At 73.8% G+C, this 12,707-nt stretch carries 14 protein-coding genes; 8 read left to right on the forward strand and 6 right to left on the reverse strand.

Going from position 1 to position 12,707, the window contains the following annotated elements; translation table 11 throughout:
- The coding region (locus C1I99_RS21900) for a helix-turn-helix domain-containing protein (RefSeq protein WP_146604016.1) at positions 1-280 on the reverse strand (280 nt) is incomplete at its 3' end.
- Positions 281-544: 264 nt separating this feature from the next.
- On the opposite strand from C1I99_RS21900, the gene C1I99_RS21905 reads away from it, so the two are divergent.
- From C1I99_RS21905 to C1I99_RS21935, 6 genes are all read left to right on the forward strand, one after another.
- Positions 545-889: a hypothetical protein gene (locus C1I99_RS21905; RefSeq protein WP_111136107.1), complete on the forward strand. Its 345-nt coding sequence runs from the start codon at positions 545-547 to the stop codon at positions 887-889.
- A 31-nt stretch (positions 890-920) separates the two neighbouring features.
- A complete protein-coding gene (locus tag C1I99_RS21910) occupies positions 921-1,259 on the forward strand; it encodes a hypothetical protein (RefSeq protein WP_111136094.1) in 339 nt (112 codons plus the stop codon).
- Positions 1,260-1,761: 502 nt separating this feature from the next.
- Positions 1,762-3,177: an RNA 5'-3' helicase PhoH2 gene (gene phoH2, locus C1I99_RS21920; RefSeq protein WP_111136096.1), complete on the forward strand. Its 1,416-nt coding sequence runs from the start codon at positions 1,762-1,764 to the stop codon at positions 3,175-3,177.
- 276 nt (positions 3,178-3,453) lie between these two features.
- Positions 3,454-4,149 carry an aggregation-promoting factor C-terminal-like domain-containing protein gene (locus tag C1I99_RS21925; RefSeq protein ID WP_111136097.1) on the forward strand — a complete coding sequence of 232 codons (696 nt, stop codon included), beginning with the start codon at positions 3,454-3,456 and terminating at the stop codon, positions 4,147-4,149.
- 112 nt (positions 4,150-4,261) lie between these two features.
- Positions 4,262-4,915 carry a rhomboid family intramembrane serine protease gene (locus C1I99_RS21930; protein ID WP_111136098.1) on the forward strand — a complete coding sequence of 218 codons (654 nt, stop codon included), beginning with the start codon at positions 4,262-4,264 and terminating at the stop codon, positions 4,913-4,915.
- A gap of 118 nt (positions 4,916-5,033) precedes the next feature.
- Complete coding sequence (locus C1I99_RS21935) at positions 5,034-6,002, forward strand: NAD(P)/FAD-dependent oxidoreductase (RefSeq protein ID WP_111136099.1); 969 nt, start codon at positions 5,034-5,036, stop codon at positions 6,000-6,002.
- A gap of 24 nt (positions 6,003-6,026) precedes the next feature.
- Here C1I99_RS21935 and C1I99_RS21940 read toward each other — a convergent pair whose 3' ends face one another.
- Positions 6,027-6,719, reverse strand: coding sequence for a TetR/AcrR family transcriptional regulator (locus C1I99_RS21940; RefSeq protein WP_111136100.1), 693 nt, complete (start codon positions 6,717-6,719; stop codon positions 6,027-6,029).
- A 139-nt stretch (positions 6,720-6,858) separates the two neighbouring features.
- Here C1I99_RS21940 and C1I99_RS21945 point away from each other — a divergent pair, with 139 nt between their 5' ends.
- Positions 6,859-7,791 (forward strand): NAD-dependent epimerase/dehydratase family protein, encoded by a 933-nt coding sequence (locus tag C1I99_RS21945; RefSeq protein WP_111136101.1) that lies wholly within the window; start codon positions 6,859-6,861, stop codon positions 7,789-7,791.
- A gap of 173 nt (positions 7,792-7,964) precedes the next feature.
- Here the strand turns inward: C1I99_RS21945 and C1I99_RS21950 are convergent, their stop codons facing one another.
- Positions 7,965-8,930 carry a DMT family transporter gene (locus tag C1I99_RS21950; RefSeq protein ID WP_111136102.1) on the reverse strand — a complete coding sequence of 322 codons (966 nt, stop codon included), beginning with the start codon at positions 8,928-8,930 and terminating at the stop codon, positions 7,965-7,967.
- A complete protein-coding gene (gene glpX, locus C1I99_RS21955) occupies positions 8,927-9,958 on the reverse strand; it encodes a class II fructose-bisphosphatase (protein WP_111136103.1) in 1,032 nt (343 codons plus the stop codon). Before glpX ends, C1I99_RS21950 begins: the two co-directional genes overlap by 4 nt.
- 155 nt (positions 9,959-10,113) lie before the next feature.
- Here glpX and C1I99_RS21960 point away from each other — a divergent pair, with 155 nt between their 5' ends.
- Positions 10,114-10,923 carry a DUF4245 domain-containing protein gene (locus C1I99_RS21960; protein WP_111136104.1) on the forward strand — a complete coding sequence of 270 codons (810 nt, stop codon included), beginning with the start codon at positions 10,114-10,116 and terminating at the stop codon, positions 10,921-10,923.
- Positions 10,924-11,187: 264 nt separating this feature from the next.
- Here the strand turns inward: C1I99_RS21960 and C1I99_RS21965 are convergent, their stop codons facing one another.
- Together C1I99_RS21965 and xseA are read right to left on the reverse strand one after the other, a co-directional pair.
- Positions 11,188-11,412 (reverse strand): exodeoxyribonuclease VII small subunit, encoded by a 225-nt coding sequence (locus C1I99_RS21965; RefSeq protein WP_111136105.1) that lies wholly within the window; start codon positions 11,410-11,412, stop codon positions 11,188-11,190.
- A 70-nt stretch (positions 11,413-11,482) separates the two neighbouring features.
- Positions 11,483-12,697, reverse strand: a complete 1,215-nt coding sequence (gene xseA / locus C1I99_RS21970) for an exodeoxyribonuclease VII large subunit (protein WP_111136106.1) — start codon at positions 12,695-12,697, stop codon at positions 11,483-11,485.
- Between the last annotated feature and the right edge of the window lie 10 nt (positions 12,698-12,707).

Here is a 12,707-nt window from a genome sequence, read left to right on the forward strand (position 1 = left end):
GGGCCGGGGCGTTGCGGGGCGCGGCCGTGCGGTCCCAGCGGAGCGCGGCGAAGGCCAGCGCCGGGTTGAGCCCCAGGCCCTCGCAGAACGCGACCACCCGTTCGGCCTCCGGGTCGCTGGCCCAGTCGCCGCGGACCCATCGGTTGATGGTCTGCCGGGACACGCCGGTGCGCCGGGAGACCTCGGTGCCGCTCCACGCCCGCGTCGCCCGTGCCTCGTCGAGTGCCCGGCGGACGAAGGTGGCGAAGGCGATCTTCCGTGCATTGGCCGTCTCGGTCACGTCGTGACCGTACGGCCCCTCGGCCCGCGTCAGGCGCCCTGGCACGCTGTTGTCACGCATACGAGACGGCGTGTGCTCCTTGCGGGTAAACGATCCGGCTCCGCTTCTGAGGGGTGTCACCTGGGCAGAATAGATGTACGTAGGTGCGGGGGTAAACGGACGGAAAGCTGATACCGTCACGCCCATGGGACAATCTACGGTGTGTCACGTGCATGAGACGATCGGTGCTCACATGCGTCACGCCCCCGGCCCGAGGGGGGTGTGGTGACCGAACTCGCCACCCGTGCCCAGGCCTTCGGCCTGATCGCCGAGGGAGTGGCCGTGGGGCTGAGCGCGCCCTGGCGCCTCTACCTCGCCCGCGGCTGCCGTTACCTGTCGCTCAGTGTCGGTGACCGTGCCGAGTGGAACGCCTGGCGCACCCACCTCGGCTGCCCTGAGCTGAGCGTCCGGGTGTACGACGCCGGCGGCGAGATCCGACGCTCCTCGGTGGCCGAGGTCGTCCTTGACGGCTGCCGGATCAGCGTCGAGTTGGTCGAGGAGGTCAGCACCGACGACCTGGACCGGCTCCTCGTCGCCGATCCCTCCTCGGTCGAGCCGGAGGAACGATGACACGGCACCCGCGGCCCGCCGGAGCGGCCGGATGAGCCCCTTCTTCGCGGTCTTCCTCGTCCTCGTCCTCGGCGCCACGAGCTACGCCGCCGGCCGGCTGCACGGCCAGCTCAGCTACCGCATCGGCTACCGGTTCGGCTACCGCCAGGGCTACTTCGACGGTGACCGGGGGGCCTGGAACCGGCGTCGCCGGGACGCCCAGGCGGCGATCGCCTCGGCGCTGTCGACCCCGTCGACCACCACGACCAGCCAGGTCACCGGCATGGTCGTCCGCCCCGGCACCACCTACACCGGCTCGTCGTTCACGGCGCCGGCCGCCCCGGTCACCGGGCGGCACCCGACCGGCGCCCTGGCCCGACGGACCGGCTGAGTCCGGCCGACGGGGCACCCGAAACCCCGCCGGCCGGCACCCGTGGCGCGGTGCGTCGTCCGCGGCGGACGCGCACCGTCGGGACCACGTCAGACCGGTGACAGTGGTTCCCGCCGGCCGGGATGCGCGCAGGGGGCATGCATCCCGGCCGGTTCCGCCGTCGGCCACCGGCCCGCCGTAGTGGCCCGGCCCGCCGGACCGAGCCCGATCGTCGCCGCCTGGGCCCGTCAGGGCGGCGGCCTGCCCGAAACCGCCGCCGCGGCCTGGGCCCGGGGCCAGCGCCTCAGGCTGTTCACGCGCCGGTCCCGGAGATCCACGATCGCCCTCTAGCCGGGACGGTCGGACGCGGCTAGCGTCTAGGCATGGCACGGGGTTGTCCCGGGCCAGCCGGCAAGCCCGGACCTGCGACCTCGCGCACGGGGCCCGCATCCGACCCCGTGTCCCCGGGCACCGGAGGAGGCGGACCGCGGGTGGCCGGGTGCCCATCCGCCGGAGCAGGCCTGTGACGACTCGCCGTACCACCGCCGGTGCCGACCAGACCCCGGCCGCGACTGCCACGACCCGCCGCGCCACCCGGAGCCGCCGCACGGCGTCCGCCGCGCCGGCCGACACCGGGGAGCCCCGACCAGCGGGCCAGGCATTCGTCCTGGACACCTCGGTCCTACTCTCCGACCCGGCGGCGTTCCACCGGTTCGCCGAGCATGAGGTGGTCCTCCCGCTGGTGGTCATCTCCGAGTTGGAGGGCAAGCGGCACCACCCGGAGCTGGGCTGGTTCGCCCGGCAGTCGCTGCGCATGCTGGACGAGCTGCGGGTGCGGCACGGCCGGCTGGACCGGCCGGTGCCGGCCAACGACTCCGGCGGCACGCTGCGCGTGGAGCTGAACCACACCGACGACGGCGTGCTGCCGCCGGGCTTCCGTACCGAGTCCAACGACGCCCGGATTCTCTCCGTGGCGTTGAACCTCGCCGCCGAGGGGCGGGAGGTCACCCTGGTCAGCAAGGACATGCCGCTGCGGGTCAAGGCCGCCTCGGTGGGCCTGCGCGCCGACGAGTACCGGCACGGTCAGGCCAGCGACCCGACCTGGACCGGGATGTCCGAACTGGAGCTGAGCGAGGAGCAGATCGGCCAGCTCTACGCCGGTGAGACGCTCGACCTGGACGTCGCCGCCGGGCTGCCCTGCCATACCGGCCTGGTGTTGCACTCGGCCCGGGGCTCGGCGCTCGGTCGGGTGCTGCCCGACAAGACCGTACGGCTGGTCCGCGGCGACCGGGAGGCGTTCGGGGTGCACGGCCGTTCGGCCGAGCAGCGGATCGCCCTCGACCTGCTGCTGGACGAGTCGATCGGCATCGTCTCCCTCGGCGGGCGGGCCGGCACCGGCAAGTCGGCGCTGGCCCTCTGCGCCGGCCTGGAGGCGGTGATGGAGCGCCGGCGGCACCGGAAGGTGATCGTGTTCCGTCCGCTGTACGCCGTCGGCGGGCAGGAGTTGGGCTACCTGCCGGGCTCGGAGACGGAGAAGATGTCGCCCTGGGCGCAGGCGGTCTTCGACACCCTCGGCGCGGTGGTGCACGAGAACGTGCTCGAGGAGGTCACCTCGCGCGGGCTGCTGGAGGTGCTGCCGCTGACCCACATCCGGGGCCGGAGCCTGCACGACGCCTTCGTGATCGTGGACGAGGCGCAGTCGTTGGAGCGCGGGGTGCTGCTGACCGTGCTCTCCCGGATCGGTCAGGGCTCCCGGGTGGTGCTCACCCACGACGTGGCGCAGCGGGACAACCTGCGGGTCGGCCGGCACGACGGGGTGACCGCGGTGATCGAGGCGCTGAAGGGCCATCCGCTGTTCGCCCACGTCACCCTCAGCCGTTCGGAGCGTTCTCCCATCGCCGCGATGGTGACGGACTTGCTGGAGGACGCCGCGACCTGATGGCCTCAATGTAGCAGTTTGTCCGGATTTTTCTTGTGGTGCAAGTCACAATTGGGGCTGTTGGTTTCCCATCGGCCTCACCGTGCGCGATGGTGTCCCACGAGCGCCCACGTACCGGAAAGATCGTCGGTGATCGTTCGTCACAGGACGCACGACATCAACGGACGCCGGTACGTCGGCTGCGACCGGCACCGGGTCGGGGCGCTCGCGGCGCGGATCCCCCCGCAGCGGCGTGGCGCCGTGCCGTGTCCTTGCCCCCGACGAAGGGATCACTTCGTGAGTCGGCTGTGGAGCCGGTTCGGCGCCCGCACGGCCGCTGTCGCGCTGCTCTCCGTGGGCGTTGCCGGCGGCCTTTACCTGGGCGAAGACCGAGAAACCCAGCAGCAGGGCCTGACCGCGCAGGTCGGCGTCGCCGTCGAGCGGGCCGAATTCGACTACCAGCGCGAGCGGCAGGCCGCGTACCAGATGCAGTCCGCCAAGCAGCGGGCCGCCGAGTACCAGGCGAAGCTGCGCGCCGCCGCGGCCGCCAAGGAGGCCGCCCAGCGGGCCCGGGAGGCCGAGGCCGCCGCCGCGTCGCGGAAGAAGGCCCGGGAGGAGGCCGCCCGTGACGCCGCCGAGAAGGCCGCGAGCAAGCCGTACGACGGGCCGATCCCGGAGTCCTGCTCGGAGTACAGCGGTAACCGGGAGATCGGCTGCGCGCTGATGCTCGACGCGGGCTTCGGCATCGACCAGTTCCCCTGCCTGGACAAGCTCTGGACGAAGGAGAGCGGCTGGAACCACAAGGCCCGCAACTCCTCCTCCGGGGCGTACGGCATCCCGCAGGCGCTGCCCGGCAGCAAGATGGGTTCGGTCGCGGACGACTGGCAGACCAACCCGGCCACGCAGATCAAGTGGGGCCTCGGCTACATCAAGGGTCGGTACGGCACCCCGTGCAAGGCCTGGGGGCACTCCCAGGACGAGGGCTGGTACTGATCGATCGCCGGCGGCGGGGAGAGTGGGCGGCCCCACTCCCCGCCGCCGTTCGCGCGTCTCGAAGGGCGCGCAAAAGTGGCGGCTGTCGCCGACACCTGATAGCTGTTGACAGGTGACCCTGCACCCGGGAAGCGGCGACCCGCACCGGTTCGGCAGCGAGGCGTTCTACGCCGCGCTCGGCCGGGCCTTCGTCGCCATGTGCGCGGTGGTGCCGTTCCTCTTCCTCATCGAGGCCATCGACCAGGGGCTGGCGGCCGGCCTGGACGCGACCGCGGGGATCATCCCGCAGCGCGTCGACGGGCTGGACGGGGTCTTCTTCTCGCCGTTCCTGCACCACGGCTTCGACCACCTCTACAGCAACAGCATCCCGCTGATCCTGCTCGGCACCTTCGTGCTCGCCGCCGGCGCCCGCCGGTTCCTCTGGTCCACGCTGATCATCGTCCTGGTCAGCGGGCTGGGGGTGTGGTTCACCGGCTCGTCGAACTCAGTGGTGGTCGGCGCGAGCGGCGTCATCTTCGGCTACCTCGGCATCCTGCTCACCCGCGGCATCGTCGAACGGAGCTGGTGGAACTTCGCGGTCTTCCTGCTGGTCGGCCTGCTCTACGGCTGGCAGTTGGTCGGCATCCTCCCCACCGACGAGCGGATCTCCTGGCAGGGTCACCTGTTCGGGTTGCTCGGCGGGGTGGTGGCCGCGATCGTTTTCCGCCGCCGGCGCCCGGAGTTGGGCGGCCCGTACCACCCGGAGTCCAGTCTCACCCTGTCCTGAGCCCGCCGCGCCCGGCGCCCGCGTGGCCCGTGAGACATGCTTGCCCGGGCAGGTTCCCGGGCCTACCGTCGAGATCAGCACGCGTTGATCCCTTCGACGGGAAAGCGACGGTACGCCCATGCGCGAGGTCGATGTCGCGGTGATCGGGGCCGGTCCGACCGGCCTCTTCGCGGCGTACTACGCCGGGTTCCGGGGGCTCAGCGTGGCGGTCGTCGACGCGCTGCCCGAACCCGGCGGCCAGGTCACCGCGATGTACCCGGAGAAGCTGATCCTGGACGTGGCCGGCTTCCCGGCGATCAAGGGGCGGGACCTGGTCGCCAACCTCGTCGCGCAGGCCGCCCCGTTCAGCCCGCACTACCTGCTCGGCATCCGGGCCGAGAAGCTCTCCCACGCCGACGGCCGCCCGGTGCTCGGCCTCGCCGGGGGCGAGCAGTTGGTTTGCGGAGCGGTGATCATCACCGGCGGGCTGGGTAGCTTCACGCCCCGCCCGCTGCCGGCCGCCGAGCACTTCGCCGGCACCGGGATCGTCTACTTCGTGCCGCAGCCGACCGAGCTCGCCGGGCGGGACGTGCTGATCGTCGGCGGCGGCGACTCCGCGTTCGACTGGGCGCTGACCCTCCAGCCGCTGGCCAGCTCGGTGACCCTGGTGCACCGCCGGGAGAAGTTCCGCGCGCACGCCGCCACCGTCGCCCGGGTGCTGGCCCTGCCGGTGCGGGTGGTGGTCAACGCCGAGGTGACCCGCCTGCACGGCGACGGCAAGGTCATCGGCGCCGACATCACCGTACGCGGCGGCGCCGCGGAGACGTTGCCGGTCGACACGGTGGTGGCGGCGCTCGGGTTCACCGCCGACCTCGGCCCGCTCGCCGAGTGGGGGTTGCGGCTGGATCGGCGGCACATCGTGGTGGACAGCACCATGGCGACAAACCTGCCCCGGGTCTTCGCCGCGGGCGACATCACCGAGTACCCGGGCAAGGTGCGGCTGATCGCCACCGGCTTCGGTGAGGCCGCCACGGCGGTGAACAATGCGGCCGTGGCGATCGACCCGAGCGCCCATCTCTTCCCCGGGCACTCCTCCGACGGCAGCTGACCCGGCTGCCGGCGCTCCGGGGGCTCAGCCGGGCAGGCCGATCAGGTCGGCCATCAGGCCGGTCTGGTGGTCGAAGTAGGCGTCGCGGTGCGCGAGCGAGCGGTTGATCCGGCCGAACAGCTCGAAGCTGATCAGCCCGAAGAGCTGGGTCCAGCCGGCCATCCCCCGGGCCAGCAGCGCCTCGGGGACGTCGGGGAAGAACGCCTCCCGGAGCTCGGCGAGGTCGGCGCGGACCGGGTCGGGCAGCTCCGCCTCCGGCGGCGGGGTGAGCAGCCCGGCGGTGAGCCCGTCGCGGAGGATGCCGACCAGGGTCAGCGGTGGCCGCTGGGCCGGGCCGATGGTGTCGTCCGGCGCCGCGTAGCCGGGCACCGGGCTGCCGTAGAGCAGCGCGTACTCGGCGGGGTGGGCGAGAGCCCAGGCCCGGGCGGCCCGGCAGACCGCGAACCAGCGTCCGCGCGGGTCGTGGCGGTCGGCGGCGGCGTCCGCCGCCTCCACCGCCTCGCCCAGTGCGTCGTACGCCTCGATGATCAGCGCGGTGAGCAGGTCGTCCCGGGAGGGGAAGTAGCGGTAGACCGCCGAGGACACCATGCCCATGTCGCGGGCCACCGCCCGCAGGGAGAGGTTGGCGCCGTCGGTGGCCAGGTGTCGGCGGGCCACCGCCTTGATCTCGTCGATCATCTGGGCGCGGACCCGGGCGCGGATCGAGGGTGCGGACATGGTTTCACCCTGCCACGTGCGAGAGCGCACATCAAAACAGAGAGCACCGCTCTTGACGGAATGGTGACCGGAGGAGCATGCTGGTCCGTATCGAGAGCGCTGCTCTCGGATTAGATTGTCGATACGAAAGGCGGCCCTGATGGCCCTGCACGTGATCGTCGGCGCCGGACCGGTCGGCACCGCCACTGCCCGCCTCCTCGCCGACCGGGGTGAGCGGGTGCGGGTGATCACCCGCCGGGGCGGCGGCCCAGAACACCCGGCCGTCGAGCGGGTGGCGGCGGACGCGACCGACGCGGACCGGCTCACCGCCCTCACCGCCGCAGCGGCGACGCTCTACAACTGCGCCAACCCGGCCTACCACCGGTGGACCACCGACTGGCCGCCGCTCGCCGCCGCGCTGCTCACCGCCGCCGAGCGGAACGGCGCGGTGCTCGCCACGGCCGGCAACCTCTACGGCTACGGGCCGGTGAAGGGCGCGATGACCGAGTCGACGCCGCTGCGGCCGAGCAGCGTCAAGGGCCAGGTGCGGGTCCGGATGTGGGCGGACGCGCTCGCCGCCCACGAGGCGGGCCGGGTGCGGATCACCGAGGTACGCGGCGCGGACTACCTCGGCGCGGGCGCGCAGTCGGTGGGGACGCTGCTCGTGCTGGCCCCGGTGCTGCGCGGCCGGCGTGCGGTGGTGCCGGCCGACCTGGACGCCCCGCACAGCTGGACGTACGTGGGTGACCTGGCCCGCACCCTGGTCACCGTGGCCACTGACGAGCGCGGCTGGGGCCGGGCCTGGCACGTGCCGAGCCCGCCGCCGGCCTCCGTCCGGGCGCTGGCCGCCCGGGCGGCGGCCCTGGCCGGGGCGCCGGCGCCGAAGCTGACCCGGATGCCCCGGCCGGTGCTCCGGCTCGGCGGCCTGGTCAACCCCACCGTGCGGGAGCTGTGGGAGATGGCCTACCAGTTCGACCGGCCGTTCCTGCTCGACTCCACGGCGGCCACCGCCACCTTCGGCATCCACCCGACGTCCCTGGACGACGCGCTCGTCGAGACCGCCGGGGCGCTGCGGACGCCCGCCGCCGCCTGACCTCGTCGCGCCGGCCGCCACCCCTGCGGAGTGGACGCCGGCGGTTTGCCGGACCGCCGCGCGGCGTGGCGCCGCTGGCAGCTCCTCGATCGGCTCGATGCCGCCACGGTGGCGACCGCCAGCACGCCGAGCACCAGAGCGTTCAGCCGCCCGGCCGCGGCCGCCCGTCGGGTTCAGCGGCGGCGCGGCGGCGGACCGAGCGCGGCGATCAGCACCGCGACCAGGGTCAGCGCCGCGCCGAGCAGGGTGGTGGCCCCCGGGTGCGAGGCGGCCGTGGGCAGCAGCAGGTCGAGCAGGACGGCGCCGACGATCTGACCGGCGATGGTGGCCAGCCCGAGCAGCAGCACGCCGGTGAAGCGGACGATCGCGGCGGCGATCGCGATGAACACGATGCCGATCGGGCCGCCGAGGTACAGCCAGGGTTCCGCCGGCAGGCTCCCGGCCGGCCAGCCCCGCACCGCGGTGTCGACGGCGAAGGCGACCAGCAGGGCCAGCGTGCCGACGGTGAAGTTGACCAGCGTGGCGGTCAGGGCACTGCCGGCGGCCGTCCGTACCCGGCCGTTGACCGCCTGCTGCCAGGCGATGCCGACCCCGGCCAGCAACGGCAGCACAGCCAGCGCCAGGGCACGGGGGTCGCCCAGCCGGTCGCCGACGGCGAGCAGGACCGCGACCACGGTCAGCGCCGCGCCGGCCAGCCGCTGGGCGGTGACCGGCTGACGCCCGATCGGGCCGATCCCGGCCCGGTCGACGGCCAGGCTGCTGCCAGACTGACCGGCGACCACCGCCACCGTGAACACCGCCACGCCGAGGGCGCCGACGGTCAGCCCCTGGGTGGCCACCAGGAACGCGCCGCAGACGCCACCCAGGCACTGCCAGGGTCGCAGCGTTCCGGCGGAGAGCGCGCCGCGCAGGGCGGCCAGGCCCCGCCGCCCGCCGGGGGTGGCGGGAACCAGCGCCAGCAGCACCAGCAGGCCGAGGCCGAAGGAGACCACCGCGGCGGCGATCCCGTCGGCCAGGCGTACGCCCAACTCGCCGTTGATCCGGGACTGCACGGCCACCGCGACGCCCGAGGCGGTGGCGAGCCCCACGCCGACGATCCGGCCGGTGCCCGGCGGGGCCGTCGTCCCGGTTGCGCTCACTCCTGCTCGGCCAGCGGACGCCCGTCGAAGTCGACGGCGGAGTAGAGCGCCAGCTTCTCCAGCCGGTGGTACGAGTCGATCACCCGGATCGTGCCGCTCTTGGACCGCATCACGATCGACTGGGTGTACGCCCCACCGGCCCGGTAGCGGACGCCACGCAGCAGGTCGCCGGAGGTGATCCCGGTGGCCACGAAGAAGCAGTTGTCCCCGGTGACCAGGTCGTCGGTGGTGAGCACCCGGTCCAGGTCGTGCCCGGCCGCGAGGGCCTTCTCCCGCTCCTCGTCGTCGCGCGGCCAGAGCTTGGCCTGCATCATCCCGCCCATGCACTTCAGGGCGCAGGCGGCGGTGATCCCCTCCGGGGTGCCGCCGACGCCCATCAGCACGTCGACGTCCGACTCGCCGCGGGCGGCGGCGATGGCGCCCGCGATGTCACCGTCGGAGATGAAGCGGATGCCCGCGCCGGCCCGCCGGATCTCGGCGACCAGGTCGTTGTGCCGGGGCCGGTCGAGGACGCAGACGGTGACCTCGGAGACGTCGCCGCCCTTGACCCGGGCGATCCGGCGCAGGTTGTCGGCCGCGCCGGCGTTGATGTCCACCGCGTCGGCGTAGAGCGGGCCGACCGCGAGCTTCTCCATGTAGAACACGGCGCTCGGGTCGAACATCGCCCCGCGCTCGGCGACCGCCAGCACGGCGAGAGCGTTCGGCATGCCCTTGCTCATCAGCGTGGTGCCGTCGATCGGGTCGACCGCGACGTCGACCTCCGGGCCGGTGCCGTCGCCGACCGCCTCGCCGTTGAAGAGCATCGGGGCGTTGTCCTTCTCGCCCTCACCGATCACCACGACCCCCCGCATCGGGATCGAGTTGATCAGCTTGCGCATCGCGTCGACGGCTGCCCCGTCGCCGCCCTCCTTGTCGCCCCGGCCGACCCAGCGGCCGGCGGCCATCGCCGCGGCCTCGGTGACCCGGACCAGGTCGAGGGCAAGGTTGCGGTCGAGATCCTGCGGTACCCGCGTCGTGGTGTTCGTCATGACGGCTCCTCCTCGCGACGGTGCGGGGTGGACCGGCGTGGTGCGCGTCGCCCTGCCGGCTTTGCCGCTGATCCTCACACGGTGGCCGACCCGCTGTCCGGGCGGGGCGGTGATGGCCCGGATACCGCCGGTGGAGCGGCTGCGAAGATGGCAGGGTGGAACCCGCACAGCCTGCCGATCGCGTACCCGCCGACCAGACGCCGCCGGACGATCGGCCACCAGCCGCCCCGACCGGTCCCCCGAACCCGCCCCGCCCCACGGGCGCAGCCCACGTCGGCGGCGAGGACGGGCCGGCCCGGTCCGCCGGCACGGTCGGGGAGCCGGCCCTGGTCGAGCGAGGCCCGGTCGCGCCCGTATCGGCGGGCGAGCCGGCCCTGACCGGGCCCTCCGGGGTAGGGCCAGCCGACGCCGCGGCGGAGACGGGCGAGCGGCCCGCGCCCCCGGCGGCGGTGGAGGCCGGCAGGTCCGACCGGTCACCGAAGGACATGGCGCTGTCCCTGCTGGTGCTGCTGATCCCGATCGCGCTGCTGCTCGCCTTCTACCGGGGTTTCCTCGGCGGCGACCAGCCGACCACGGTGGACCCGGCGCCGGCGATCGAGCAGGCCCGGGCGGCGAACGCGTTCCCGGTGAGCGCGCCGGGGCTGGGTGACGGCTGGCGCACGGTCAGTGCCAGCTACCAGGTGGCCGAGCGCGGGTCGAGCCTGCGGCTCGGCTACCTCACCCCGGAGGGGCGAGGCGCCCAGCTGGTGCAGAGCAGCGTGCCGCCGGAGCGGCTGCTGCCGACCGAGCTGACCGACCAGGGGCAGCCGCAGGGGCAGACCGACCTCGGTGGGCGTACCTGGCAGCGGTACACGGCCCGGGGCAACGAGCAGGCACTGGTGCTGCTGGAGCCGAACCGCACGGTCATCGTGGTCGGTGACGCCCGGGACAACGAGCTGCGCCACCTGGCCACGTCCCTCGGCTGACCACCTGCCGCGTCCTCGGCTGACCACCTGCCGGGTCCCTCGGCTGACCACGGTGATCGAGGCGTCCGAGCAGACGTACGAGATGTTCCAGTAGATCCTGACGGCGGAACGGGACGGCCGGGCTGCCCCGTTGCGCGTTTCTGGCGGGTGGCCTGTCGGAGGGAACCGGACAGTCCGGTGATTGTGCGACGGGGCGGCGGGGAACAGGAAAGGAGCGACCGGACGTCCGCGTGCCGCGGACCCGCGCCGGTCGCGGGGGCGGCGTCAGGAGTCGGTGGATTCCTGACGGGCGGCGTCGATGCGGGCACGCGCGCCGTCGAGCCAGCGCTGGCAGATCACCGCCAGCGCTTCGCCGCGCTCCCAGAGCGCCAGCGACTCCTCCAGCGACGTGCCCCCGGCCTCCAGCCGCTCGACCACCGAGGCCAGCTCGGCGCGGGCCTGCTCGTAGCTGAGCCGCTCGTCCGGGGCGGCTTTCATCTCGTCAGTCATCGCCCACCATCCCACCACACCGGACCCGCGGCGCCGACCACCCGTCCGGCGCGGGATGCCCGGGTACTGGTCACCCGTCCACCGTCGCGGCCAGTTCCCCCTCGGCGAGGCGTACCCGCAGCGGGTCGCCCTTGCCGACCTCGGACGCGGCGCGGACCACGTGACCGTCAGCGCGCTGCACGATCGCGTACCCTCGGTCGAGGGTGGCGGCGGGGGAGAGGGCGCGCAGCCGGGCCAGGGTGTGCCGCAGGTCGTCGGCGGCGGCGGCGAGCCGGTGGTCCAGGCAGCGCCCGGCCCGCTGGCGCAACGCCGCCAGGTCGGCGGCACGCTGCTCGACCATCACCTGCGGGCGGGCCAGCACCGGCCGGGAGCGCAGCCCGTCGAGCCGGTGCGACTCCCGGTCGACCAGGTTGCGGACCGCCCGCTCCAGCCGGTGCCGGGCCTGCCGGATGAGGCGTACCTCCTCGGCGAGGTCCGGGACCACCCGCTTGGCCGCGTCGGTCGGCGTCGACGCCCGCAGGTCGGCGACGTAGTCGAGCAGCGGCGCGTCCGTCTCGTGGCCGATCGCGCTGACCACCGGCGTGCGGCAGGCGAAGACCGCCCGGCAGAGCGCCTCGTCGGAGAAGGGAAGCAGGTCCTCGAGGCTGCCGCCACCCCGGGCGATGATGATCACGTCGATGGTCGGATCGGCGTCGAGCACCCGGAGCGCGTCGACGATCTGCGGCACCGCGGACGGTCCCTGCACGGCCACGTTGACCGTACGGAACTCCACCGCGGGCCAGCGGCGGCGGGCGTTGGTCAGCACGTCCCGCTCGGCCGCCGAGGCGCGCCCGGTGATCAGGCCGACCCGGTTGGGCAGGAACGGCGGCCGGCGCTTGCGGGCCCGGTCGAACAGCCCCTCGGCGGCGAGCAGCTTCTTCAGTTTCTCCAGCCGGGCCAGCAGCTCACCGAGGCCGACCTGGCGGATCTCGTCGGCCCGCAGGCTGAGCGTGCCCCGGGCGGCGTAGAACTCGGGCTTGGCGTGCAGCACCACCCGGGCACCCTCGCGCAGCTCGGGCGCGCCGGCGTCGAGCACGTCGCGATTGGTGGTGACGGTGAGGCTGAGATCCGCCGACGGGTCACGCAGGGTGAGGAAGACGGTGGTGGCGCCGGGCCGGCGGCTGATCTGGGCGACCTGCCCGTCCACCCACACCCAGCCCAGCCGGGCGATCCAGGCGCCGACCTTCTGGCTCACCACCCGGACCGGCCACGGCTCCTCCGACGTGCTCCGCCCCACCTCACCCATACTCACCCGC

The sequence above is a fragment of the Micromonospora deserti genome (assembly GCF_003236335.1).
GTDB lineage: Bacteria > Actinomycetota > Actinomycetes > Mycobacteriales > Micromonosporaceae > Micromonospora > Micromonospora deserti.